The 24,291-nt window shown below is 69.4% G+C and carries 21 protein-coding genes; 14 read left to right on the top strand and 7 right to left on the bottom strand.

The features are described 5' to 3' along the window. Positions 1 to 9: 9 nt before the first annotated feature. The 5 genes from ACW5EG_RS05680 to ACW5EG_RS05660 form a co-directional block, all read right to left on the bottom strand. Positions 10 to 1,008, bottom strand: coding sequence for an AAA family ATPase (locus ACW5EG_RS05680; protein ID WP_457021039.1), 999 nt, complete (start codon positions 1,006 to 1,008; stop codon positions 10 to 12). A 239-nt stretch (positions 1,009 to 1,247) separates the two neighbouring features. Continuing rightward, on the bottom strand, positions 1,248 to 1,961 hold the full coding sequence (locus ACW5EG_RS05675) for a DUF4159 domain-containing protein (protein ID WP_457021038.1): 714 nt from the start codon (positions 1,959 to 1,961) through the stop codon (positions 1,248 to 1,250). 233 nt (positions 1,962 to 2,194) lie between these two features. Further along, entirely contained in the window at positions 2,195 to 3,529 is a 1,335-nt protein-coding gene (locus tag ACW5EG_RS05670; protein WP_457021037.1) for a TldD/PmbA family protein, read from the bottom strand. An 18-nt stretch (positions 3,530 to 3,547) separates the two neighbouring features. After that, positions 3,548 to 5,182 carry a TldD/PmbA family protein gene (locus tag ACW5EG_RS05665; RefSeq protein ID WP_457021036.1) on the bottom strand — a complete coding sequence of 545 codons (1,635 nt, stop codon included), beginning with the start codon at positions 5,180 to 5,182 and terminating at the stop codon, positions 3,548 to 3,550. Positions 5,183 to 5,355: 173 nt separating this feature from the next. Continuing rightward, complete coding sequence (locus ACW5EG_RS05660) at positions 5,356 to 6,990, bottom strand: TldD/PmbA family protein (protein ID WP_457021035.1); 1,635 nt, start codon at positions 6,988 to 6,990, stop codon at positions 5,356 to 5,358. 173 nt (positions 6,991 to 7,163) lie between these two features. Here ACW5EG_RS05660 and ACW5EG_RS05655 point away from each other — a divergent pair, with 173 nt between their 5' ends. The 6 genes from ACW5EG_RS05655 (at position 7,164) to ACW5EG_RS05630 (ending at position 14,082) form a co-directional block, all read left to right on the top strand. Next, positions 7,164 to 8,978 carry a DUF885 domain-containing protein gene (locus ACW5EG_RS05655; RefSeq protein WP_457021034.1) on the top strand — a complete coding sequence of 605 codons (1,815 nt, stop codon included), beginning with the start codon at positions 7,164 to 7,166 and terminating at the stop codon, positions 8,976 to 8,978. A gap of 284 nt (positions 8,979 to 9,262) precedes the next feature. Continuing rightward, complete coding sequence (locus ACW5EG_RS05650) at positions 9,263 to 10,084, top strand: helix-turn-helix domain-containing protein (RefSeq protein WP_457017772.1); 822 nt, start codon at positions 9,263 to 9,265, stop codon at positions 10,082 to 10,084. A gap of 85 nt (positions 10,085 to 10,169) precedes the next feature. Further along, entirely contained in the window at positions 10,170 to 10,595 is a 426-nt protein-coding gene (locus ACW5EG_RS05645; RefSeq protein ID WP_457021033.1) for a VOC family protein, read from the top strand. Next, positions 10,592 to 11,428 carry a DUF72 domain-containing protein gene (locus tag ACW5EG_RS05640; RefSeq protein WP_457021405.1) on the top strand — a complete coding sequence of 279 codons (837 nt, stop codon included), beginning with the start codon at positions 10,592 to 10,594 and terminating at the stop codon, positions 11,426 to 11,428. Before ACW5EG_RS05645 ends, ACW5EG_RS05640 begins: the two co-directional genes overlap by 4 nt. Before the next feature lie 317 nt (positions 11,429 to 11,745). Beyond that, on the top strand, positions 11,746 to 12,729 hold the full coding sequence (locus ACW5EG_RS05635) for an aldo/keto reductase (RefSeq protein ID WP_457021032.1): 984 nt from the start codon (positions 11,746 to 11,748) through the stop codon (positions 12,727 to 12,729). A 9-nt stretch (positions 12,730 to 12,738) separates the two neighbouring features. Then, positions 12,739 to 14,082 carry an NTP/NDP exchange transporter gene (locus ACW5EG_RS05630; RefSeq protein ID WP_457021031.1) on the top strand — a complete coding sequence of 448 codons (1,344 nt, stop codon included), beginning with the start codon at positions 12,739 to 12,741 and terminating at the stop codon, positions 14,080 to 14,082. Positions 14,083 to 14,141: 59 nt separating this feature from the next. Here the strand turns inward: ACW5EG_RS05630 and ACW5EG_RS05625 are convergent, their stop codons facing one another. After that, positions 14,142 to 15,038 carry a DMT family transporter gene (locus tag ACW5EG_RS05625; protein ID WP_457017768.1) on the bottom strand — a complete coding sequence of 299 codons (897 nt, stop codon included), beginning with the start codon at positions 15,036 to 15,038 and terminating at the stop codon, positions 14,142 to 14,144. Between the two features lie 101 nt (positions 15,039 to 15,139). Here ACW5EG_RS05625 and ACW5EG_RS05620 point away from each other — a divergent pair, with 101 nt between their 5' ends. From ACW5EG_RS05620 to ACW5EG_RS05600, 5 genes are all read left to right on the top strand, one after another. Further along, positions 15,140 to 16,054, top strand: a complete 915-nt coding sequence (locus ACW5EG_RS05620; protein WP_457017767.1) for a LysR substrate-binding domain-containing protein — start codon at positions 15,140 to 15,142, stop codon at positions 16,052 to 16,054. A 61-nt stretch (positions 16,055 to 16,115) separates the two neighbouring features. Beyond that, on the top strand, positions 16,116 to 17,057 hold the full coding sequence (locus ACW5EG_RS05615; protein WP_457017766.1) for a DMT family transporter: 942 nt from the start codon (positions 16,116 to 16,118) through the stop codon (positions 17,055 to 17,057). A 96-nt stretch (positions 17,058 to 17,153) separates the two neighbouring features. Beyond that, entirely contained in the window at positions 17,154 to 17,666 is a 513-nt protein-coding gene (locus tag ACW5EG_RS05610) for an RNA polymerase sigma factor (protein ID WP_457021030.1), read from the top strand. A 17-nt stretch (positions 17,667 to 17,683) separates the two neighbouring features. Further along, complete coding sequence (locus ACW5EG_RS05605; protein ID WP_457021029.1) at positions 17,684 to 18,358, top strand: hypothetical protein; 675 nt, start codon at positions 17,684 to 17,686, stop codon at positions 18,356 to 18,358. A gap of 71 nt (positions 18,359 to 18,429) precedes the next feature. Continuing rightward, positions 18,430 to 19,158, top strand: a complete 729-nt coding sequence (locus tag ACW5EG_RS05600; RefSeq protein ID WP_457021028.1) for a hypothetical protein — start codon at positions 18,430 to 18,432, stop codon at positions 19,156 to 19,158. Positions 19,159 to 19,260: 102 nt separating this feature from the next. Here the strand turns inward: ACW5EG_RS05600 and ACW5EG_RS05595 are convergent, their stop codons facing one another. Then, positions 19,261 to 19,779: a DUF4019 domain-containing protein gene (locus ACW5EG_RS05595; protein WP_457021027.1), complete on the bottom strand. Its 519-nt coding sequence runs from the start codon at positions 19,777 to 19,779 to the stop codon at positions 19,261 to 19,263. Positions 19,780 to 19,953: 174 nt separating this feature from the next. Here ACW5EG_RS05595 and ACW5EG_RS05590 point away from each other — a divergent pair, with 174 nt between their 5' ends. The 3 genes from ACW5EG_RS05590 to ACW5EG_RS05580 all read left to right on the top strand — a co-directional run bounded on the left by ACW5EG_RS05590 (position 19,954) and on the right by ACW5EG_RS05580 (position 24,287). Next, entirely contained in the window at positions 19,954 to 20,511 is a 558-nt protein-coding gene (locus ACW5EG_RS05590) for a LemA family protein (RefSeq protein WP_457021026.1), read from the top strand. Next, positions 20,508 to 22,256 carry a DUF2207 domain-containing protein gene (locus ACW5EG_RS05585; RefSeq protein ID WP_457021025.1) on the top strand — a complete coding sequence of 583 codons (1,749 nt, stop codon included), beginning with the start codon at positions 20,508 to 20,510 and terminating at the stop codon, positions 22,254 to 22,256. The genes ACW5EG_RS05590 and ACW5EG_RS05585 overlap by 4 nt, the downstream gene beginning before the upstream one ends. Before the next feature lie 168 nt (positions 22,257 to 22,424). Beyond that, positions 22,425 to 24,287: an ABC transporter ATP-binding protein gene (locus tag ACW5EG_RS05580; RefSeq protein ID WP_457017759.1), complete on the top strand. Its 1,863-nt coding sequence runs from the start codon at positions 22,425 to 22,427 to the stop codon at positions 24,285 to 24,287. The last annotated feature ends 4 nt before the right edge of the window (positions 24,288 to 24,291 follow it).

Here is a 24,291-nt window from a genome sequence, read left to right as displayed (position 1 = left end):
TCGCGACGCTCAGGCGCCCGGATACGGCACGTCGCGCAGCAGCGCGGCGATCACTTCGTCCGGACGCCGCCCTTCCGCTTCGGCCGCAAACGACAGCAGCAGGCGGTGGCGCAGCACCGGCGCGGCCAGCGCCAGCACATCCTCGCGCGTTGCGGCGAGGCGCCCGTGCAGCAGCGCGCGCGCCTTCGAGGCCAGCACCAGTGACTGGCCGGCACGCGGTCCCGCACCCCACTTCACGTAGTCACGCACCACCTGCGGCGCAGCCTCGCCAGGGCGCGTCGCGCGCACGATGCGGGTGATCCACGCCAGCAGTTCGTCGCCCACGTGGACCTCGCGCACCAGCACCTGCAGCGCCAGCACCTCCTCGCCATCCATCACCCGCGGCACCTGGGCGACATGGCTGGACGTGGTCTGCGCGATGATCGCGCGCTCCTCGTCCTCGCCCGGATAGTCGAGCGCGATATGCAACAGGAAGCGGTCGAGCTGCGCCTCCGGCAGCGGATACGTGCCGGCCTGCTCGATCGGGTTCTGCGTGGCCAGCACGAAGAACGGCGCGGGCAGCGCGTGGGTGACGCCGGCGAAGCTGACGGTGTGTTCCTGCATCGCCTCCAGCAGCGCGGCCTGGGTCTTGGGCGGCGTGCGGTTGAGCTCGTCGGCCAGCAGCAGGTTGGTGAACACCGGCCCCTGCTGGAAGCGGAAGTGGCGATGGCCGGTGCCGTGGTCTTCCTCCAGCAGCTCGGTGCCAAGCAGGTCGCTGGGCATCAGGTCGGGCGTGAACTGCACGCGCCGGAACTGCAGTTCCAGCGCCTGGCCCAGGGTGCGCACCAGCAGGGTCTTGCCCAGGCCAGGCACGCCCTCGAGCAGGCAGTGGCCGCCGGCCAGCAGGCCGGTGAGCAGTTGTTCGACGACTTCGTGCTGACCGACGATCGCGGTGGCGATGGCGGCGCGCAGCTCGGACAGGCGCGACAGGCGCGACTGGATGTCCGGTTCGGTGAGGGGAGCGGTCATGGGCGGGGCCAGGTCAGGCGGGAGCGATTGCGGGATGCATCGGAGGAAAGTCTTCTGCCATTCAGCCCGTGGCATTCACGGTCGTGGTGCGAAACGGCTCCAGCGCCATCTTGTCATTTCGACCGAAGGGAGAAATCTGCATTTCCCGATCTGCCAACAGATTTCTCCCTCCGGTCGAAATGACAGTAGTCGATGCAGGAGTTCGGTGACAGACATTCGGCAACTGCGACCTCACGTCCTTACGCCGTCAACGCATACACCACGATATTGACCGCGAACTTCGTGTTGTCCTGCGCCAGGAAGCGCTTGTTGCGCCAGTCGTAGTCCCATTCGCAGCCGTAGTCCTTGTTGCTGTAAAGCACGCCCAGGCGGCCGTCGATGCTGATGCCCTTGAGGTAGTCGTGCACCAGGTCGTCGCCCCATCCGTTGAGCTCGTAGCTGGTCGCCGGCGGCCCGTCCGGGAAACTGAAGAAGCTGCTGTAGAGCGGATGCCGGTTGGGCAGCTTCGCCAGCGCGCGCGCACCGAAGATCGATGCCATCTGCGCCTCGAACGATTTGGCGAACAGCCCGTCGATGTCGTGGTTGCAGTCGTCGACGAACACGAAGCCGCCATTGCGCACGTAGCGCTCGAAGTTGCGCCGTTCGGCCGGGTTGAACTCGACCAGCTTGTGCCCGGCCAGGTAGCAGAACGGCGCCGACAGCATCTTCGGATCGGCCAGCTCGACCACGTGCTCCCTGGGGTCCACGCGCAGGCCGGTGTAGTCGATCAGCGAGGTGATCATGTTCGACGGCATGCGCTCGTCGACGTCCCAATCGCCCGAGTCGTACTTCAGACGCGTGAACCAGAAGTCGTAGCTGGCCGCGCCCGCGGCATGCGCGCCGGAGGACTTCGTGGCCAACCAGGCGCCGGCGGCAGCGCCGAGGCCCAGGCGCAGGAACTGCGCGCGGTTCATGGGCGGGAAGCTCCCGTCCCTGAAGGCGCGACAGGACTGGCCGGAATCTGCGGATGGTGCGATGAAGTGGACATGCGATAAGCGTGTTGCGACCCTGCCCCCACCCCACCCCAACCCGTCCGGCCCGGCGCAGCGCGCTGGTCGTTCGGGCGGCCTGCACGGCGGTGCCGCGCAAGCAGGCCACCCTCACCCCCCGCGCGCGGGGGAGGGAGCACGGTGCTTGCGACGCTGCGTCACACCGCGTCGGACAGCGAGGTGAAGGTGAAATCGCGCAGGCGCATCGGCGGGATCATCATCGCGAAGCGCGATTCATCGCCACTCACCCGCACCGGCTTGCCGAGTTCGTCGATGTTGTTGAGCATGATCACCGGCGATTCGTTGAAGCGGAAGTTCTTGACCGGATGCCGGATCTGCCCGTTCTCGATGTAGAACGTGCCGTCGCGGGTCAGGCCGGTGAGCAGCACGGTCTGCGGATCGACCATGCGGATGTACCAGGTGCGCGTGACCAGGATGCCGCGCTCGGTCTCGCGCACAAGGTCGGCGGTGGACTTGGTGCCGCCGGACATGATCAGGTTGCCCGGCGTGGCCACCGCTTCGCGCCCCTGCTGCTGCGCCCAGTAGCGCGAATACAGCATGTTGGCGATCTTGCCGTTCTCGATCACCGGCATGCGCTTGCGCGCCATGCCCTCATCGTCCCAGGGCAGGACCGGGGCGTTCGGATCAGCCGGATCGGCCCAGATGTTCACGCGCGGGTCGTAGACCTGCTCGCCGAGCTTGTTGCCGCCGCCCTTCTTCGACAGGAAGCTGCGGCCTTCGTCGGCCTGGCGCGCGTCGAAGAAGTACATCATGAACGAGATCAGGCCGGCGGCCGCGTGCGGCTCCAGCACCACGGTGTACTTGCCCGGCTCCAGCGCCTTGGCCTCGGCCGATTCGCGCGCCTTGCGTATGGCGATGGCGACGTCGCGCCCGGCGTCGAGCTGCGAGACGTCGGTGACGTTGCGCCCCACCCAGCCCGAACCGCGGCCGTCTTCGGTGCGTACCGTGCAGGTGTAGTCCGCGCCGGTCGAGGTCTGGTAGCCGAAGTTGCCGTTGCTGTTGGCGATCGCGGTGAACAAGCGACTGTCCTCGAGGAAGCCCGCCGCCACCAGCCCGGCCGGGCGGCACGGGGCGATCGAATCGGCCGCCACCTGCGCGCGGTACTCCGGCGTGATCGCCGCAGTCGCAGCGTTGTAGGTGCTGGTCGGGGCGTAGGTCTGCTTGTCGATGGCCGGCACGAACTCCGGGTTTTCCGGCGCCAGCCGAGCCAGGTCCTCGGCGCGGCGCACCACGCGTTCAAGCGAAGCGTCGTCGAACTCGTTGATGGTCGCGGTGCCCACGCGCTTGCCGAACGCGACCGACACGCCCAGCTCGACGTTGTCGACGATGCCGCTGGTGGACACGTCGTTGAGTGCGAAGCGGATGTTGCCGTTGTTGCCGCCCGACAGCGTGGCGGTGCATTCATCGGCCTTGGACAGCGCGATGACCTTGTCGAGGATGGCCTTGGCTTCGGCTTCGGTGAAGATGCTCATGGTGTTCTCCTGTGCCGGTCAGCCGAGCGAACGGGCGGTGTTGATGACGTTGATGCCGTTGAAGCGTGCGGTACTGGAACCGTGCGAGACCGCCGAGACCTGGCCCGGCTGGCCCTTGCCGTCGAAGAACGACCCGCCCAAGCGGTAGTCGCTCTCGTCGCAGACCGCGGCGCACGCGTTCCAGAACTCCGGCGTGCGGATCTGGTAGGCCACGTCCTCGACCATCCCGGTGATCTTCCCGTCCTTGATCTCGTAGAACAGCTGGCCGCCGAACTGCGCGTTGTAGCGCTGCTGGTCGATCGAGAACGAGCCGTCGCCGATGATGTAGATGCCGTTCTCGACGTCCTTGACCATGTCGGCCACCGACAGCTTCTGCTTGCCCGGCGCCAGCGACACGTTGGCCATGCGCTGGAATTGCACGCTCGACCAGGAGTCGGCGTAGCAGCAGCCGTCCGACTCGGTCTTGCCGACGATGTGCGCCTGGTCGCGGATGGTCTGGTAATCCACCAGGGTGCCGTCCTTGATCAGGTCCCAGCGCTTGCACTTCACGCCCTCGTCGTCGTAACCGACCGCGCCGAGGCTGCCGGGCTGGGTCTTGTCGGCGAAGATCGTGACGCCGTCGCTGCCGTACTGGAACTTCGATTCGCGCTTGTCGAGCGTGGCGAAGCTGGTGCCGGCGTAGTTGGCCTCGTAGCCCAGCACGCGGTCGAGTTCGAGCGGATGCCCCACCGATTCGTGGATGGTCAGCCAGGTGTGCGAGGGATCGAGCACCAGGTCGTACTTGCCGGCCTTCACCGACGGCGCCTTGACCTTCTCCTGCGCCTGCTTCGCGGCCGCGACTGCGTCCTCGACCATGTCGTAGGACTGGCCGTAGTTGACCACGCCGTTGGGCGAGACGAACTTCTGCGAGGCGTCGCCGTCGAGGTACTCGTAGCCCAGCCCCATCGGCGCGGACAGGCCGTCGCGGGTGCGGAACTTGCCGCTGGCCTTGTCGATCGCGGTCACCGTCATCGGCGCCCAGATGCGATGCACGTCCTGGTCGATGTAGGAGCCGTCGGTGGAGGCGAAGTACTTCTGCTCGTTGACCAGGAACAGGGTCGAGTTGACGAAGCTGGCGCCGGCATTGGTCGCCGCCGCGTTGACCGACAGCAGTAGGTCGACCTTGTCCTTGAGCGGCACTTCCATCGCGTTGCGGCGGATCGGCGTCTTCCACGCCACCTCGCCGTAGCCCGGCGCGGGCGCCAGCTGCACCGGCGCGGCCTGCACCTTGGCATTGGCCTTGGCGATCGCGGTGGCACGGCGCGCGGCCTCGGCCACCGATTCGGTGGTCAGGCCGTTGGTGGCGGCGAAGCCCCAGGCGCCGTCGGCGATCACGCGCACGCCCACGCCGGTGGACTCGGTGTTGACTACGTTCTGCACCTTGTCCTCGCGCGTCATCACGAACTGGCGCAGGTAGCGGCCGATGCGCACGTCGCAGTAGCTGGCGCCGGCCGAGCGCGAAGCCTGCAGGGCGGCGTCGGCAAGCTGCTTCTTGATCGCGACGTCGAGGGTGCTGACGAGTTGCTCGGCGGCGATCGCCTTGCCGAGCCATGCGGGTAGCGCCAGGCCGCCCATGCCGAGGCCGCCGAGGGCCAGGAAATCGCGTCGTTGCAAGGCCGTATCTCCGTTGTCGTGTCCGCGGCGCTGGCGCCGCGGCTCCGGGTCGCGCGGCGCGCCGGAGGGAATCCCGATTCTCGACGCGACGGTGCGCGTGCGCAAATGACTTTCGGCAGGGTCAAGGTGTCCGCCGCCACGGAAGCGGCCGCGCGGTGGCAAATTTTTGCGTGTCAGCCCAGGGAACGCGCCGTGTTGATCACGTTCTGTCCGTCGAAGCGCGCGGTGGACGAACCATGCGACACCGCCGACACCTGGCTCGGCTGGCCCTTGCCGTCGAAGAACGACCCGCCCAGGCGGTAGTCGCGCACGTCGCAGATTGCCGAACACGCGTTCCAGAACTCGGGCGTGCGGATCTGGTACGCGCCATCCTCCACCAGCTCCTGCACCTCGCCGTTGCGGATCGCGAAGAACAGCTGTCCGCCGAACTGCGCGTTGTAGCGCTGCTGGTCGATCGAGTACGAGCCGCGTCCGTGGATGTAGAGCCCATTCTCCACGCCGCCAATCATCTCCTGCACGCTGAGCGGCACCTTGCCCGGCGCCAGCGAGACGTTGGGCATGCGCTGGAACTGCACGCTCGACCAGGAATCGGCGTAGCAGCAGCCGTCCGACTCGGTCTTGCCGAGGATATGGGCCTGGTCACGGATCGACTGGTAGTCGACCAGGACGCCGTCGCGCACCAGGTCCCAACGCTTGCACTTCACGCCCTCGTCGTCGTAGCCCACCGCGCCGAGACTGCCCGGCTCGGTCTTGTCGGCGCTGAAGTTGACGATGTCGCTGCCCCAGCGGAACGTGCCGCGCTTGTCGAGCGTGGCGAAGCTGGTGCCGGCATAGTTGGCCTCGTAGCCGAGCACGCGGTCGAGTTCCAGGGGGTGGCCAACGTTCTCGTGGATGGTCAGGAACAGGTTGCTCGGGTCGACGACCAGGTCGTACTTGCCGGGCTTGACCGAGGGCGCCTTCAGCTTTTGCTGCGCCTGCCTGGCCGCGGCGATGGCGTCGGCGCGCATGTCGTAGGACTTGCCGTAGGCGACCACGCCGCCGGGCAGCTCGAAGCGTTGCGACGGATCGGCGTCGAGGTACTCGTAGCCCAGGCCCATCGGCGCCGACAGGCCGTCGCGGGTGCGGAACTTGCCGCTGTCCTTGTCGATCGCCGTCACCGTGAACGGCACCCAGATCCGGTGCACGTCCTGGTCGATGTAGGAGCCGTCGGTTGAGGCGAAATACTTCTGCTCGTTGATCAGGAACATGCGCGAACTGGCGAAGCTCGCACCCGATTCCAGCGCGGCCGCATTGACCGACAGCAGCAGGTCGAGCTTGTCGCCGATCGGCACCGCCATGCCGTTCTTCGCGATCGGCGTGCGCCACGCCACTTCGCCCACGCCGGGCGCGGGCGCCAGCCGCACCGGTGCGGACTGGATGCGCGCGTTGGCCCGGGCGATGGCCACCGCCTGGCGTGCTGCATTGGCCACCGCATCGGGATCGAGCCGGCTGGTCGCGGCGAAGCCCCAGGCGTCGCCGGCGATCACGCGCACGCCCACGCCCACCGACTCCTCGTTGGCCACGTTGAGCACGAGCGCCTCGCGCGTCATCAGCGACTGGCGCAGGTAGCGCCCGATGCGCACGTCGCAGTGGCTGGCGCCAGCGTCGGTCGCGGCCTGCAGGGCGGCATCGGCCAGCCGCTTCCTGGCGACGGCGTCGACCGGCGCGAGCAGCTGCTCCGCCGCGATCGCGCGGCCCATCAGCAGCGGCGGAAGCATCGCGCCGCCTGCGGCGAGGCCGCCGAGGGCCAGGAATCCACGTCGCTGCATCGTCTTCCTCCGTCATCCGGACAACAGTCGCCAGCATAGTCGGCGCCGTTCTCGCCGCAGGCATGACTTCCGACACGTTCGCCGCCGGCAAGACCGTGCCCCGCGCAGGCACGTCCGCACCGGCCTCGCCACTGCCGCTATGCTGCCGCATCACACTTTCACGCCGGACCACGATGCGCCCTTCCCTGCTTGCAGCCGCACTCCTTGCCGCGACCCTTGCCGCGTGCGGCGGTGACCGCGCGCCCGCTGCCGACGCGGCTACCACGCCCGCCAGCGACGCTGCCCAGGCATCGCAGGCCGACGCCCGCTTCGCGCAACTGTCGCAGCGCTACCTCGACCAGGCCCTCGCGCTGACGCCGGTCGCCGCCACCCAGATCGGTGATCACCGCTTCGACGCCGAACTCGACGACCTGTCCGCCGCCGGCCGCGCGAAGGCCGACGATTTCAACCGGCGCATGCTCACCGAACTCGACGCGATCGAGCTGGCCACGCTCTCGCGCGAGAACCAGGTCGACGCGCGGATCCTGCGCAACCAGCTGCAATACGCGCTGTGGAACGCGGGCACCCTGCAGGACTGGGCCCGCGATCCGCAGATTTACAGCGGGCTGGTCGGCGGCGCGATCTACGGCCTGATGGCGCGCGAGTTCGCGCCGCTGCCCGAGCGACTGGCTTCGGCCACCGCGCGGATGGAAAAGATCCCGGCGCTGCTGGCGCAGGCGCGCGAAAACCTCGACCCCGCGCGCGTACCGCGCACCCATGCCGAGACGGTCGCACAGCAGAACCGCGGCGTGCTCAGCCTGGTCGACACCTTCATCACGCCCAACGCCGGCCTGCTGCAGGGCGCCGACCGCGAACGCCTTGACGCAGCAGTCGCAGCCCTGCGCACCGCCGTCGACGAACACCAGCGCTGGCTGGACGAAACCCTGGTGCCGAACGCGAAGGGCGAGTTCCGCGTGGGCGCCGAACTCTACGACCAGCAGCTGCAGTTCGCGCTCAACTCTTCGCTGTCGCGGCAGGAGATCCGCCAGCGTGCCGAAGCCGAACTGGCGCGGATCCGCGACGAGATGTACACGGTTGCGCGCGGCGTGCTTGCCGGCAAGGCCGGCGCACCGGCCACGCCCGACGCGCCGACCGAAGAACAGAAGCAGGCCGCGATCGAGGCGGCGATGGAGTTCGCCTACGAACAGCGGCCGGCACGCGACCAGGTGGTGGACTTCGCGAAGCACACGCTGGAAGTGGCGACGCAGTTCGTGCGCGAGAAGGACATCGTGACCGTGCCGGACGATCCGGTGAAGATCATCCTGATGCCCGAGTTCCAGCGCGGCTTCTCGGTTGCCTACTGCGATTCGCCCGGCCCGCTCGACAAGGGCCTGGATACCTACTACGCGATCTCGCCGATCCCGGACGGGTGGGACGGGAAGCAGGTGGACTCGTTCCTGCGTGAATACAACAACTACATGATCCACGTGCTGTCGATCCACGAGGCGATGCCGGGCCACTACCTGGAGGGCGTGCACTCGTCCGGGCACCCGTCAACGCTGCGAGCCGTATTCCGCTCCGGCCCGTTCGCCGAAGGCTGGGCCGTGTATACCGAGCGCGTGCTGGCCGATGCCGGCTACCTCGACAACGACCCGCTGTTTCGCCTGATGCAGCTGAAGTTCTACGCACGCTCGGTCGGCAACGCCATCCTCGACCAGGGCCTGCACGTGGACAACTGGACCAAGGAGCAGGCCATGGACCTGATGGTGCGCCAGACCTTCCAGCAGCAGAGCGAGGCCGACGGCAAGTGGGTACGCGCGCAGCTCTCGTCGACCCAGCTGGCCACCTACTTCGTCGGCGCGCAGGAGCACTTCGACGCGCGCAAGGCGGCCGAGGCCAAGGCCGGCGACGGCTTCGACGTGAAGGCCTACCACGACGGCATCCTCGCCCAGGGCGCGCCGCCGGTGCGCTTCGCACGCCAGCTGCTGCTGGACGAGCCGATCGAGTAACTCTCCTCCAGCACCTGCTTGCGGCCTTCCCGATCGCCGCCAGGCGCACGCCGCGCCTGGCGCGATGATGGGGATTCGGGCTGGCGGCGTTCGACCGCTCCCTCGATGCGCACGGGGATGCGATCGGGCACCGCTCGAGCCATGTCGAGGTGCCGCGCGAACGGGGCAGCGACGCACAGGTGGGCCTGCGGATCGATCCTGCTGCGTAGGGAGGCAACCGGGGCGCCTGCCCTGCACGCCGGTGAGCGCCGCGTGCGTTACCCTGCGCACGGACCCGCCGAGGCATGGCCATGGGATTGATCGTCGTCGCGCCGGCTGCACCGCTGTCGTCGCTTGTCGCGTCGATCTGGGATTGCGACCTGCCGCGGCAGCCGCATGGCTTCGACCGCCTGCTGCCATCGGCACGGGCGCAACTGGTGATCAACCTGGACGAGGACGAGAGCCGCGTCTACGACGAGGCGCTGCGCTGCACGCGCAATGCGGGCGCCGCGCTCGACGCACCGTCCTCCCGCAGTTGCCTGATCGATACGGCCGAGCAGGTCCGCGTTGTCGGCGTCGTGTTCCATGCCGGCGCGGCGGCACCGTTCTTCCGCCAACGCATGGACGCCATCGCCAATGGCCACGTCGATCTCGACGCGATCGCGGCGGGCGAAGCCGCCCCGCTGCGCGAACGCCTGCTGGCGGCGCCCGATGCCGCCGCGCGCCTGCACATCCTCGAGCATTGGTTGCTGCGCCATGCCGGCGCGACTGCTGCGCATGTGCACCCCACGGTCGCGCACGCTCTGCGCCTGATCGAGGCCGCGCCCGGCGTGCAGCGCATCGACGACATCGCCGCGCAATGCCGGCTGTCTTCGCGGCGGTTTGGCGAGCTGTTTCGTGAGCAGGTGGGACTGTCGCCCAAGCGCCATGTGCGCCTGCAGCGCTTTCATGCCGCGCTGGCGGCCGCACGCGCCGGTGGGCGCATCGACTGGGCGGGCCTCGCCGCCGACGGCGGCTTCCACGACCAGGCGCACCTGGTGCACGAGTTTCGCGCCTTCTCCGGGATGACACCTACCAGCTGGATGGCTCGGCGCGGCGAGTGGCAGCGACACGTGGCGCTGCCATGAGTGCCGGAATCTACAAGACCCCGACGCGTGGACGCGCCAGATTGCCCCGGCGCCCAGACGCGCGACCTGTTCACACGAGGACCTTATGAGCAACGCCGCCAACACCACCAGCACCATCATTCCCTGCCTGCGCTACCGCGACGCGCCCGCTGCGATCGACTGGCTGTGCCGTGCCTTCGGCTTCGAGAAGCACGCGGTGTACGCCGACGGCGACACCGTGCACCACGCCCAGCTCACCTTCGGCAGCGGCATGGTCATGCTCGGCTCGGCCGGCAACGGCAGCGAATGGGGCCGCCAGATCGCGCAGCCCGACGAAATCGGGCTGCGCGAGACCCAGAGTCCCTGCGTGGTCGTGCGCGACGTCGACGCGCACTACGCACAGGCAACCGCCGCGGGCGCGCGCATCGTGCAGGACATCGCCGACCAGGGCTACGGCGGCCGCGGCTATTCCTGCCGGGATCCGGAAGGCCATCTGTGGTGGTTCGGGAGCTACGACCCGTGGGCAGCCTGAGTCTGGATCTGCCCGGCGGCGGCGTGCCCGCCGTCGACGGCATCCGCGTCGGCATCGGTGGCTGGACCTATGCGCCCTGGCGGGACAACTTCTACCCCAGGGGCCTGGTCCAGCGTCGCGAGCTGGAGTACGCCAGCCGCGAGCTCTCGGCGATCGAGATCAACGGGACCTACTACGGCGCGCAGAAGCCGGCGACGTACGCGAAGTGGCGCGACGAAACGCCGCCCGGTTTCGTGTTCACCGCGAAGGCGCCCAAGCGGATCACCCAGTCGCGCGCGCTGGACAGGGCCGGCGCGCAGGTCGAGGACTTCGTGGGCGACATCGCCGAGCTGGGCGATCGCCTGGCTGCGCTGGTGTGGCAGTTCGATGCCGGCACCCGCATCGATCGTGCGGCGTTCGGCGCGTTCCTCGAACTGTTGCCTCGGCAGGCCGGCGGCCGGCCGCTGCGCCATGTGCTGGACGTGCGCGACCATGCGTTCGTCGATGCGGAATACATCGCCCTGGTCCGTCGCCACGGCATGGCGACGGTCTTCACCGATTCGGATGAACATCCGAGCTTCGCCGACGCCACCGCTGACTTCATCTATGCGCGGTTGATGCGCTCGCGTCCCGGGATTGCGTCCGGATACCCGGATGCCGAGCTGCATGCGTGGGCGGCACGCATGCGCACCTGGGCCGGGGGAGGAACGCCGGACGAGCTGCCCATGCTGACCGCGCCGGATGTTGCGCCGCGCAGGCGCGACGTGTTCGTCTTCTTCATCGCTGCGGCGAAGGAGCGCAATCCCGCCGCTGCAATCGCCCTGCTGCGGATGCTGGGCGCGCGACGGGACTGATTGCGTTCACGGGCCTTCCCGCCTGCTCCTTCCCCCGCTTGCTCCTTCCGCGTTTGCTCCTTCCCCTGCTTGCGGGGAAGGTTGGGATGGGGGTGCGCGCCAAAGGCGCGCGTGAATCGGCGTGGCAACCTGCCTGCCCCCACCCCAACCCTCCCCCGCTCCGCGAGGGAGGGAGCAGGGCGTCGCGCGCGCGGCCAGGGAGCAGGAACATTCGCGGCGGATGCCTGCCCCGTCACTGGATTCACATGGCCACTTGTGCCTACCCTGCCGCGCATCGACGCGCCTGTCCTGCCCGCCCCGTCACGAGGAGTTCCGTCATGACCAGCCGCCGCGACTTCATCGCCACTGCCGGCCTCGCCGCCACCGGACTGGCGCTTGTCCCGCTCGCCGCCTGCAGCCACGAGATGCCGGACCCGGCCTTGCCACGTCCACGTGAGAAGCCCACCGGCGCCATCGCCGACATCGTGCCGCTCGGCGGCGCCCTGCTCACGCGCGCCATCCCATCGACCGGGGAGGCGATTCCGGTGATCGGTGTCGGTACCTCCGGCAGCTACGAGGTGCCGCTGGACTCGGCGGAGTTCGATGCGCTCAAGGACGTCTTGAAGGTGTTCTTCGAGGGCGGCGGTAGCCTGATCGACACCTCGCCCAACTACACCAACGCAGAGGACGTGGTCGGCGCCCTGCTCGCGGAGGGCGGCTGGCGCGAACGCTGCTTCCTCGCCACCAAGCTCGCTGCCGACAGCCGCGCCGAACTTGAGGCGCAATGGGCGGATTCGCTGCGCCGCCTGCGTACCGACCGCGTCGAGCTGCTGCAGGTCCACAACCTGCGCAACATGGCCGAGGCCATGCCCTACGCGCGCGAACTCAAGGCCGAGGGCCAGGTGAAGTACATCGGCATCACCCATTACCTCGAGCGCGGCCATGCCGACACCGCGCGGCTGATGCGCGCGGAGAAGCCCGACTTCGTGCAGATCAACTATTCGGTCAACGCGCCGCAGGCCGCGCAGAGCATCTTCCCGCTTGCGCAGGAGCTGGGCATCGCGGTGATCGTCAACCGCGCCTTCGACGACGGCAAGCTGTTTGCCGCCAGCCGCGACAAGGCGCTGCCCGACTGGGCGGAAGAAGTAGGCGTGGGTTCCTGGGCGCAGATGTTCCTGAAGTTCGCGGTAAGCCATCCGGCGGTGACCGCGGTGATCCCGGCCACCGGCAAGCCCGAGCGCCAGGCCGACAACCTCAAGGGCGGCATCGGCCCGCTGCTCGACGAGGCGCGGCAGGCCGAGCTGGTGGCGATGTTCACCTGATCGATGGCAATGCGCGAGCGGATCTCCGACCTGTTCAACCTGCGGCGCGGCGAGCTCGCGCCGGTGCTCATCGCCGGCGCGTTCTTCTTCTGCATCCTGACCGCGCTGATGATGCTGCGCCCGGCGCGCGACGCGCTGGGCATGGAGCGCGGCATCGACAGCGTGCGCTGGCTGTTCATCGGCACCGCCCTGGTGACGCTGGCGGTCAATCCGCTGTTCGGCTGGCTGGTCGCGCGCCTGCGACGGCTGCACTTCATCAGCGCGACCTACGTGTTCTTCGCGCTGAGCCTGGTCGGGTTCTGGTCGCTGCTGGCGTTCGCGCCCGGGGTGGTGGGTGCGCGTAGCGGACAGGTGTTCTACGTCTGGTTCAGCGTGTTCAACCTGTTCGTGACCATGGTGTTCTGGGCGCTGTTGGCCGATCGTTTCTCCAGCGACCAGGGCAGGCGGTTGTTCGCGCTGATCGCGGTCGGCGGCACCCTGGGCGCGATCTTCGGGCCGTGGCTGGCGTCGCGCCTGGCCCAACCGCTGGGCACGCCGAGCCTGCTGCTGATCGCGGCCGGCTTCCTGCTGCTTGCGGTCGGCCTGGCCTGGGCGCTGGTGCATGTGCGTCCGGACCGCCGCGCGCCCGCTGCGGACGCGGCACCGGCAGCAGCCACCATCGCGCAGGAAGAGCAGCGCATCGGCGGCAGCGCCTGGGCCGGGTTGCGCGCGGTGTTCTCCTCGCCCTATCTGATGGGCATCGCCGGCTACGTGCTGACGATGACCATCGTCGCGACATTCATCTACTTCACCCGCCTGCAGATGGTGGCCGCCGCCGAAAGCGACCTCGACGCGCGCACCAGCCTGCTGGGCAACATCGACATGTGGACCCAGGTGGCGGTGCTGCTGCTGCAGCTCACGCTGACCGGACACATCATCCGCCGCTTCGGCCTGGGCTTCGCGCTGGCGGCGCTGCCGGTGGCCACCGCGCTCGGCTTCGTCGGGCTGGCGATCTACGGCTCGTTCGCCGTGTTGATCCTGCTCGAGGCCATGAACCGGGCGGTGCAGCGCGGCCTCACCCGCCCTGCGCGCGAGGCCCTGTTCACCGTGATCGGCCGCGAGGACAAGTACAAGGCCAAAGCCTTCATCGACACCTTCGTGTACCGCGCCGGCGACGTGGTGGGCGCACAGGTCGAGGGCGTGCTCGGGCGCGTCGGCCTGGCGTTGGGCGGGCTCGTCACCGTGGTCGTTCCGCTGGCGCTGTTCTGGGCGATGCTCGGGATCTGGCTCGGGCGCGCGCAGCAGCGACGCTCCGGAGGCAGCGCAGACGGGGTGCCGGCCACGTCGCGTGAGACCGGGAATTCAGCCGCCTGAGTCGGGAGACGGGACGCGCTTGTTCGCTTCCATGAAGTCGAACTGCACGCGCTTCTGGCTCATCGCACCCGCCCCTGGCTGAAGGCCACGCTGCCCAGGATCAGGGCGCCCGCGAGTGCCATCGTCCAGGTCAGCGGTTCGTCCAGCAGCCACCAGGCCCAGGCGACGCCGAACAGCGGCACCAGATAGGTGACGGTGGACGCGCGGCTGGCGCCGACGCGCGCGATCAGCCGGTAGTACATGACGAAGGCGATGCCCGTGCACAGCACGCCGAGCATTGCCGCCGACAGCCAAGAGGCCAGCGGCAGCGGCTGCGCCGGCCAGGTGGCGATCGCCAGCGGCAGGGTCATCAGCGCAGCGACGCCAAGGGTGGCCGAGGCCACCGCGGCCGGCGGCAGGCCGGTCAGGTGGCGGCGCACCAGGTTGATGCCGAGGCCGTACAGCAGCGAGGCCAGGGCACCGGCCAGCGCGGCCGCACCCACGCTCATGCCCGCGACCTTGCCGCTGGCGAGAACGACCACGCCGGCGAAACCGGCCAGCAGCGCCACCGCACGTCGCGTGCCGATGCGTTCGCCGAAAAACAGGAAGCCCATCAGCGCGGTGAACAGCACGGTCATCGCATTGGCTATCGCGCCGATGCCGGCCGGCGCGCGCTGCGCCGCCCAGGCGAACAGCAGGAACGGCACCGCCGAGTTGATCGCGCCGATCAGCGCCAGCTTCGGCCACAGGCGCAGCGGAAACTGCCCGCGCGCGCGCCACAGGAACGGCAGCAGCACGATCGAGCCGAGCGCAAGGCGCACCTCGACCAGCGGCGCGGCCCCGAAGTCCGGCGCGGACACCCGCATGAACAGGAACGACGCGCCCCAGATCGCGCCCAGCACGCACAGCTCGAGCGGCGTCAGCCATGCCGCCTCTGCGCGCGGCGCCGTTGCCGCAGTGACGTTCTGGCAGGACATGGCGGCAATCTCTCTGTGGTGAGCGGTGGATTGTGCTTGTCCGCCCGACAGGCACAAGCGCATACTTTTTGGCCAAGGCACAAACGGGATTTGTGGCTCGCATGACACTGCGCTCCGACCTGCTGCCGGCCTTGGTCGCGTTCGAATCCGCGGCCCGGCACCAGAACTTCGCGCACGCCGCCGAGGAGCTCCACCTCACCGCGAGCGCGGTCAGCCACCACGTGCGCAAGCTCGAATCGCGCCTGGGGGTGGCCCTGTTCCAGCGCCACGCACGCGGCGTTTCGCTGACCGCGGAAGGCCGCCACCTCGCCGACATCGCCAGCGGCGCGATCCACGACCTCGACGGCGCCATGCAGGACCTGCGCAGCCGCGATGACGCGCGCACGGTGCGCATCACCACCCTGCACTCGCTGGCCTACACCTGGCTGATCCCGAAGCTGCCTGCGTTCGCCAGGGCGCATCCCGACCTGCGCCTGCGCGTGGACACCGAGATTGCGCTGACCCGCCTGGACGATGTCGGCCCGGACCTTGCCATCCGCCACGGCCCGGGGCGCTGGCCGGGGCTGGCCGCGATCCACCTGATGGACGAGACGCTGTTCCCGGTGGCTGCGCCTTCGCTGCCGGGAATGGCCGATGTCGCATCGCCTGCCGACATCCTGCGCCTGCCCCTGGTCGCCGACCTGTCCCACCAGGGTTGGCACGACTGGTTCCGCGCCAACGGCGTGCGCAGCAGCCGCATCGACGAGCAGTTCATCTTCAGCGACAGCACCGACATGCTGCGCGCCGCGGCGATCGGGCTGGGCGCCGCGCTGGCGCGCGAACGCATCGTCGCCCCCTGGCTCGCAAGCGGGCAGCTGCAGCGCCTGCCCGGTGCGACGATGCCGGGCCGATACGCCTACCACATCGTCTATCCGGCGCACCGGCGGCCGCGCGCGGCGGTACAGCGCGTGATCGACTGGCTGGCTGTGCAGCCGCCTGGACCGGAGCCCGCGCCAGCGACCGCCGGGCGCGGCTGAAGAGCGTGACGTTTGCGCGGCGCGGAGGCATCCTGCCCGCCCGTCACCCGACCCCGCTTCGATGACCCCCAGCGCCCGCGCCCACTGGCAGATCCACCTGTGCGTCGTGCTGTGGGGCTTCACCGCGATCCTCGGCAAACTGATCACGCTGCCGGCACTGCCGCTGGTGTGGTGGCGGATGGGCCTGGTGGTGCTGGCGCTGATGCTGGTGCCGCGGGTGTGGCGCGGACTGCGCGCGCTCTCGCCGCGGCTGCTGCTCGCCTACTCGGGCATCGGCGTGCTGGTGGCGCTGCACTGGCTGACGTTCTATGGCGCGATCAAGTTGGCCAACGCCTCGGTGGCGGCGACCTGCATGGCCCTCGCCCCGGTGTTCGTGGCGCTGATCGAACCCAAGCTCGCGCACCGCCCCTTTTCCATGCGTGAGCTGGCGCTGGGCGTGCTGGTGCTGCCAGGCGTGGCCCTGGTGGTGGGCGGGGTGTCGGCCGACATGCGCGTGGGCATCGCAGTCGGAGGCTTGTCTGCGCTGTTCGTGGCGGTCTTCGGCTCGCTCAACAAACGCCTGGTCGAGCATGCCGATCCACTGACGGTGACGGCGGTCGAACTCGGCGCCGGCACCATCGCGCTCACCCTGCTGGCGCCGCTGATGCCGCATCTGTTCCCGGTATTCGCCGGGCCGCTGCTGGCACTGCCCTCGGCCAGCGACGCACTGTGGCTGCTCCTGCTCGCAGGTGCCTGCACCTTGTTTCCGTTCGCCCTCTCGCTGGTGGCGCTGCGCCACATCAGTGCATTCTCCGCGCAGATGGCGGTCAACCTCGAGCCGGTCTACGCGATCATCCTGGCCATGCTGCTGCTGGGCGAGCAGCACGAGCTGACGCCGATGTTCTACGCAGGTGTGGCGGTGCTGCTGGTCGCGGTCTTCGTGCATCCGCTGCTGCATCCGCAGCGCCGGATCGACCATCCGGAGGTGCTGGGGACATCGGAGGCCAAGGGCATCATCGAATGAGTCGACCCTGGCGGATGTGACAAACCGCGCCCCGCCGCGTATCACCCGGGCATGACAGGCACACTCTCCCGCAGCCGCGACATGGACGACGCGCCAATGACCGACTCCCCCGCCAGCCGGTTCGACGCGCTGCTGCAGCAGCATCGCGGCATCGTGCTGAAGGTGGCCAACAGCTACGCGTACGGCGCCGAGGACCGGGCCGACCTCGCCCAGGACATCGCCGCACAGCTCTGGCGTGCATGGCCGGGCTACGACCCGTCGCGCAGGTTCTCCACCTGGATGTACCGGATCGCGCTCAACACCGCGATCTCGTGGCTGCGCGGCGAAAGCCTGCGCCGCCGCCACGCCGTGCTGCTCGACGAGAGCGTGCACGAACCCGCCGACGAGGGCGTCGACAGCCACGAGGATGCCGAGCGCCTGCGCCTGCTGCGGCGCTTCATGGACACACTCGACCCGCTCAACCGCGCGCTGCTGGTGCTGTACCTGGAGGAACGCAGCACCCGCGAGATGGCCGAGGTCCTGGGCCTCGGCGAAAGCAGCATCACCAGCCGGATCAGCCGTCTCAAGCAGCGGCTGCGCGACTGGGCCGCCGCCGGCGGCTGGCGCTGACACCCCACGGCAGACAGATGGACACGACCATGGAACTCGACGAACTCAGGCAGGCCTGGCAGACCCTGGGCCACCAGCTGGAGCTCCAGCAGGACCTGCAGTGGCAGCTGCTGCGCGAACATCGCCTGGACCGCGTTCGCGGCCAGCTGCGACCGCTGCTGTGGGGCCAGGTGCTGCAGCTGCTGCTCGGCATCGCGCTGATCGTGCTCGGCGTGGCCTGCTGGACGCGCAACACCGACGTGCCCGGCCTGCTAGCCAGCGGCCTGCTGGTGCATGCATTCGGGTTGATGACGGCGGTGATGGCGGCAATGACGATCACCTTCTCCGCAAGCATCGACTATTCGGCGCCGGTGCTGAGGATCCAGAAAAAGATGGCGACGCTGCTGCGCCTGCAGGCGCTCAACTCCGGCCTCTGCGGGGCCCCGTGGTGGATCATGTGGCTGCCGGTGGTGCTCGCGTTCGCGGGCCTGGGCGAAGTCGATCCTGCAGCGGGCACACCGGCATGGATCGCCGCCAGCCTCGCCGTCGGTATCGCCGGCCTGCTCGGCACCTGGGCTTGGGCGGCGTGGAGGACAAAGCGTGCGGGTCGCGCCTCTGCCGATGGCACCGGCTGCCGCAGCAACGACGGCAGCGATGGCATCCGCCGCGGCCAGCGCCTGCTCGATGAGCTGGCACGCTTCGAACGCGGATGAGGCTGCGCGCGTCGGACTGCCGCGCAGGGGCGCGTATCATCAAGGTTGCATCGACAGCCGACGCACCACGCATGCCCGTAGTTTCCAGCGCCTGCGCAAGCCGCCCTGCCGCAACGCGCCTCGCCTGCCTGCTCGCCACGTGCCTGCTCCCCGCATGCGCCGACCGGGCACCCGCCGACTCGGCAACGTCAGCGACCACCACGCCCACGCCGTCCACGCTCAGCTGCATGCCGGGCGCGCTGGTCTCGCTGCAGCTCCCGCTGCGGGAAGGGTTCGCGCTGGCGCACGACGATCCCGGGACGGGTGTCGCGGTGGGCCGCTGCGTGCTGTCGCTGTTCGGCACGCGCACGCTGAAGTCGCCGGCCGCGTTCGACCGCGGCTACGGCAGGGTTTTCGCCTACCACGAAGAGGACGGCACGCTGGACCTGCGCGCGCTGTCGCCGACGCAGCTGCAGCTGTTCCGGGTCGGCTCGACGACGGCTGCCGATGTCTGGCTGCTGCGCACGGATATCGGGACCATCCTCGAGCCCGCGCATCGCGACGTGCTGTTTACCACCGGGCGTGTCGACGGCGCACTCGTCGACCATCTGCTGGTGGGTTCGATGGGAATCCTGTATCGCCGCGACTACGATATCGAGACAGCCGATGCGTTCGCGATCATCGAGGACACGGGTCGCGGCGCCGAGATCGGGCCGGGCTACCGCGCCAGCTACCGGATCGGGGATGACGGGCGCTACTCGCTGGTATCGGGCGAGGTCATTCCCGTGCCCGGCACCACGGAACCGGCAAGTCCGCCGTAACGCCCGGGAGACATCGCGGCGCACGATCCGGAGCGGCGCGGACGGCGCCATCCTCACCGATGAGAAACGACGCGCCGTCATCCGGCGCGTCGTGCACCGGACTCAGCGCAGGCTGTAGCCCGATACCCGCCAGACGCGGTCTTCGTCGAGGCGGAACGACACCAGCTCGCGCACCGGCTGCGCGTTGCTGGCGAAGGTCGTCGCCGAACGCACGTTGATGTAGAGGCCCTCCGGCACCTGCTGGCCGGCGCGGAACAGCGAGCGGCTCACTTCCGGCGTACCGCGCGAGGACACCGCGCCCAGGCGGTTGCGGTCGATCGTGACCTGCTTGATGAACTCGTCGCGCGAGACCATCTGCTTCATCGCGGCAGACGCACCGTCCCACACCTCGCCGACGCGGTTGCCATCGACCATCTGCAGCACCTGCAGGGCGGCCTGGGTCATGTCCGCATCCTGCTTGGCCAGCGCGGCGCGCTGCTCGGGCGTGAGCTGCTCCATCGCCGGCTGCTGCGCCGCTGCGGGCTGCGCGGCCGGGGCCGGCTGCGGCACGGGCTGCTGGGCCAGGGCGCTGCCACACAGGGCCAGTGCGGCGATGGTCGAAAACAGGCGCAGTCTGTTCATGGTCGATCAGGCCTTGCGTTGGGTCGGGCGACCGAGTGTACGCCAGCGCCGGGCCGGCTCCAGGGGGACCAAACGGCGGCCGCGCAGCGCCTGCCGCTCCGCTACCCTTGTCACACCGGACCACCCGCCTGCGTCCAGTACACCTGCCTCCAGCCCGCCGGGAAACCCGCCCGAATGCGCCTGTCCCTGCTGCTGCCGCTGTGCCTGCTGCTCGCCCTGCTCGCCTGGGCGGTGCTGGTCTTCAACCGGCTGGTGCGGCTGCGCAACCAGGTGCGCACCGCCTGGGCCGACATCGACGTACAGCTGTTGCGCCGCCATGACCTGGTGCCGCAGCTGGTTGCGGCCGTGCAGGCCTACGCCGGCCATGAGCGCGCGGTGCTCGAGGCAGTGACCACGCTGCGTGCGCAGGCGCTGGCGCAGCCCAGCCGGCCGCAGCTGGCCCGGGTGGAGGATGCGCTCGAGCAGGCGCTGGGCCGGCTGTTCGCGCTGCGCGAGGCCTATCCCGACCTGAAGGCCAGCGACAACTTCGCGCAGCTGCAGCGCGACCTGGTCGAGGTCGAGGAGCAGCTGCAGTACGCGCGACGCTTCTACAACGGCGCAGTCCGCGACTACAACGACGCAACGCAGCGCGTGCCCGATCTCGTGGTCGCGCGGCTGGCCGGCTTTGGCCAGGAGGAGTTCTTCGAGTCCGGCGATGCCCAGCGCGCGCCGGTGCAGGTGCGGTTGCCGTGAGCGCCCTGCTCCGGCTTGCCTGCGCCTGCCTGCTGCTGGCCGCATGCGGACTGCCGCTGCGCGCGGCCGAGCGCATCCAGTCCTACGACATCGAAGTGTTGGTCAACGCCGACGGCAGCCTCGAGGTGACCGAGCACATCCGCGTGCGCGCCGAAGGCGAGCAGATCCGCCGCGGCATCTATCGCGACTTCCCCACCCGCTACCGCGACCGCCACGGCAACCGCGTGGTGGTCGGGTTCGAGGTGGTGGACGTGCTGCGCAACGGCCAGCCAGAACCCTGGTTCACCGAGCGCCGCGACAACGGTGTGCGCGTGAACACCGACAACGACGACCTGCTGCCGGTGCCGGCCACGCACCGCTACACCCTGCGCTACCGCACCACCCGCCAGCTCGGCTTCTTCGATGGCCACGACGAGCTGTACTGGAATGCGATCGGCACCGGCTGGGTGTTCCCGATCGAGGCGGGCAGCGTGGAAGTGCGCCTGCCGCAGCCGGTGCCCACGGCGTCGTTGACCGCCGAGGGCTGGACCGGCCCGCAGGGCGCGCGCGGCCAGGCCTACCGGACAGCCACGCCCTCGCCCGGCGTCGCGACATGGTGGCTGACCTCGCCGCTGCAGCCTGGCGAAGGCCTGACCATCGCGCTGTCCTTTCCCAAGGGCGTGGTCACCGCGCCAGACGCCACGCAGCGCGCGCGCTGGCTGCTGGCCGACAACATCGCGCTGCTGGTCGCGCTGCTCGGCCTGCTGGTGGTTGCGGGCTACTGCGCGCTGCGCTGGCACCAGGTGGGCCGCGATCCGCCCGCGGGTACGGTGATCGTGCGCTACGAGCCGCCCGAGGGCATCACGCCGGCCGGGCTGCGCTACATCCGCCGGATGGCCTACGACACACGCTGCTTCTCGGCCGACGTGCTGACGCTCGCGGTGGCTGGCGCGCTGCGGATCGAGCGCGACAAGGGCCTGCTCAGCGACCACTGGCGGCTCGAGAAGGCGGGCCCGCCGCCGGCTGGAGATGCGGCGGTCCTGGCCTCAGGGCTGTTTGCCGCCGCGTCCACGGTGGAACTGGACAAGGACAGCGCACCGCTGCTGCAGGCGGCCACCAGCGCCCACCAGAAGGGACTCGAGCAGCGCTTCCAGGGCACGATGTTCCACAACAACACCGGCAGCAGCGTTGTCGCCCTGCTGCTGATGCTGCTGTCTTGCGCAGCGGCCATAACGCTGGGCGTGCAGACCGGCGGCGGCCTGGTGTTCGCGGCCGTGCCGATGCTGGCGATGCTGGCCATCGTGATCGCCTTCGCCTTCCTGGTGCGCGCGCCCACCCGCGAAGGGCGCCGCGTGCTCGACCATATCGAAGGGCTGCGCCGCTATCTGGGCGTGGCCGAAAAGCAGGACCTGCAGCGGCTGCAGGCACCTGGCGGCGAAGGATCCGGGCCAACCCTCGACGCCGGGCGTTTCGAAGCCCTGCTGCCGTATGCGGTCGCGCTCGACGTCGAGGACGCCTGGACCCGCAGGTTCACGCTCGCCGTGGGTGCAGCGGCCGCCGCCACGGCGACCTCGGCGATCGGCTGGTACCACGCCAGCAACGGCACCGGCTCGATCGGCGACATCGGCAGCTTCACCAAGGCAATCGGTGGAAGCCTGGCCTCGCAGATCGCATCCTCGTCGACGCCACCCGGCAGTTCCTCCAGCGGCGGCGGCGGCGGATTCTCCGGCGGTGGCGGCGGTGGGGGCGGCGGAGGCGGTCGCTGACATCGCCCAGGCGCGCCAGTTCGCGCCCGGCTGCAGAAGACACCAGGACGCGCCCCTCCCTTCCCCTGCCGTATCGCGCCGCTGCCGGCATTCGTCGTTCCATGGATGCCGCACGCGAGCTCACTGGCGATCGGCGACAATGCCCGCCCCCCGCCAGCCACCCAAGCCATGTATCGCTGGTTCGAATCGCGGCTCGACCCGTTTCCGCAGGATCCGCCGGCGCAGCCGCCGCGCACGCTGTACGCCTTCTGCCGCCATTACACGCGCGGCACCGAGAAATGGCTGCTGCTCATGGCGCTGACCACCGCCGGCATCGCGGTGGCGGAGCTGGCGCTGTACGCCTATGTCGGCTCGCTGGTCGACCAGCTAGGCAGCACCACGCCGGAAACGTTCCTGGCAGCGGAAGGCACGCGCCTGCTGTGGATGGGCGCGCTGGTGCTGCTGGTGTTGCCGCTGATGGTGCTGGCCAACGCGCTGGTCCAGCACCAGACCCTGCTCGGCAACTTCCCGATGCGGGTCCGCTGGAACGTGCACCGCTACCTGCTGCGCCAGTCCATGGGCTATTTCCAGGACGAGTTCGCCGGGCGCATCGCCACCAAGCTGATGCAGACCTCGCTGGCGGTGCGCGAGACGGTGATCAAGCTGCTCGACATCGGCAACTACGTGCTGGTGTTCTTCTTCGGCACCCTGGCCGTGGCCGGCGCCTCGGACTGGCGGATGATGCTGCCGTTCGCGACCTGGATCGCGGCCTATGGGCTGCTGATGAAGCACTTCGTGCCGCGCATGGAGAAGATCTCGCGGGCGCAGGCCGATGCGCGCTCGGAGATGACCGGGCGCATCGTCGACAGTTACACCAACATCGCCACAGTCAAGCTGTTCTCGCACTCCAGGCGCGAACAGGCCTATGCGCACGAGGCGATGGACGGCTTCCTGACCACGGTCTATCCGCAGATGCGGCTGGCCACGCACGTGTACAGCCTGCTGTACGCGATGAACATGGCGCTGCTGTTCGGGACCGTGGTGCTCGGCCTGTGGCTGTGGCACCAGGGCGCGATCGGCGCCGGCACGATCGCGGTGACGGTCGCGCTGGTGCTGCGCATCCTGGGCATGTCGCAGTGGATCATGTGGGAGCTGTCGGCGCTGTTCGAGAACATCGGCACGGTGCACGACGGGATCAGTTCGATCTCGCTGCCGCCCACGGTCGATGACGCGCCCGGCGCGCCGGCGCTGGCGCGCGTGCGCGGCGACATCCGCTTCAACGGCGTCGGCTTCCATTACGGCAAGACCGGCGGCGTGATCGACCATCTCGACCTGCACGTGCGCCCCGGCGAGAAGATCGGCGTGGTCGGCCGCTCGGGCGCGGGCAAGTCGACCCTGGTCAACCTGCTGCTGCGCTTCCACGACTGCGAGAGCGGACGCATCCTGATCGACGGCACCGACGTCGCCAGCGTGCAGCAGGACTCGCTGCGCGCGCAGATCGGCGTGGTCACCCAGGACACCTCGCTGCTGCACCGCTCGGTGCGCGACAACATCCTCTATGGCCGCCCCGACGCGAGCGAGGACGAGATGATCGAGGCCGCGCGCCAGGCGCGCGCGCACGAGTTCATCCTGGAACTGAGCGACGGCCAGGGGCGGCGCGGCTACGACGCCCACGTCGGCGAGCGCGGGGTCAAGCTGTCCGGCGGCCAGCGCCAGCGCGTGGCGATCGCGCGCGTACTGCTGAAGAACGCACCGATCCTGGTGCTGGACGAAGCCACCTCCGCGCTCGACTCCGAGGTCGAGGCCGTGATCCAGGAAAACCTGTACCGGCTGATGGAAGGCAAGACCGTCATCGCCATCGCCCACCGCCTGTCCACCATCGCGGCAATGGACCGGCTGATCGTGATGGACCAGGGCGCGATCGTCGAACAGGGCGCGCACGACACGCTGGCCGCCGCCGGCGGGATCTATGCGCAGCTGTGGGCGCGGCAGTCCGGCGGCTTCATCGACACCGGCGAGACGGTGCAGGTGCTGCGTCACGAGGACGCCTGAGCCC

It is taken from the genome of Luteimonas sp. A611 (assembly GCF_054072715.1).
The sequence above is the reverse complement of the archived record's forward strand: the minus strand, read 5'-3'. Positions and strand labels throughout refer to the sequence as shown.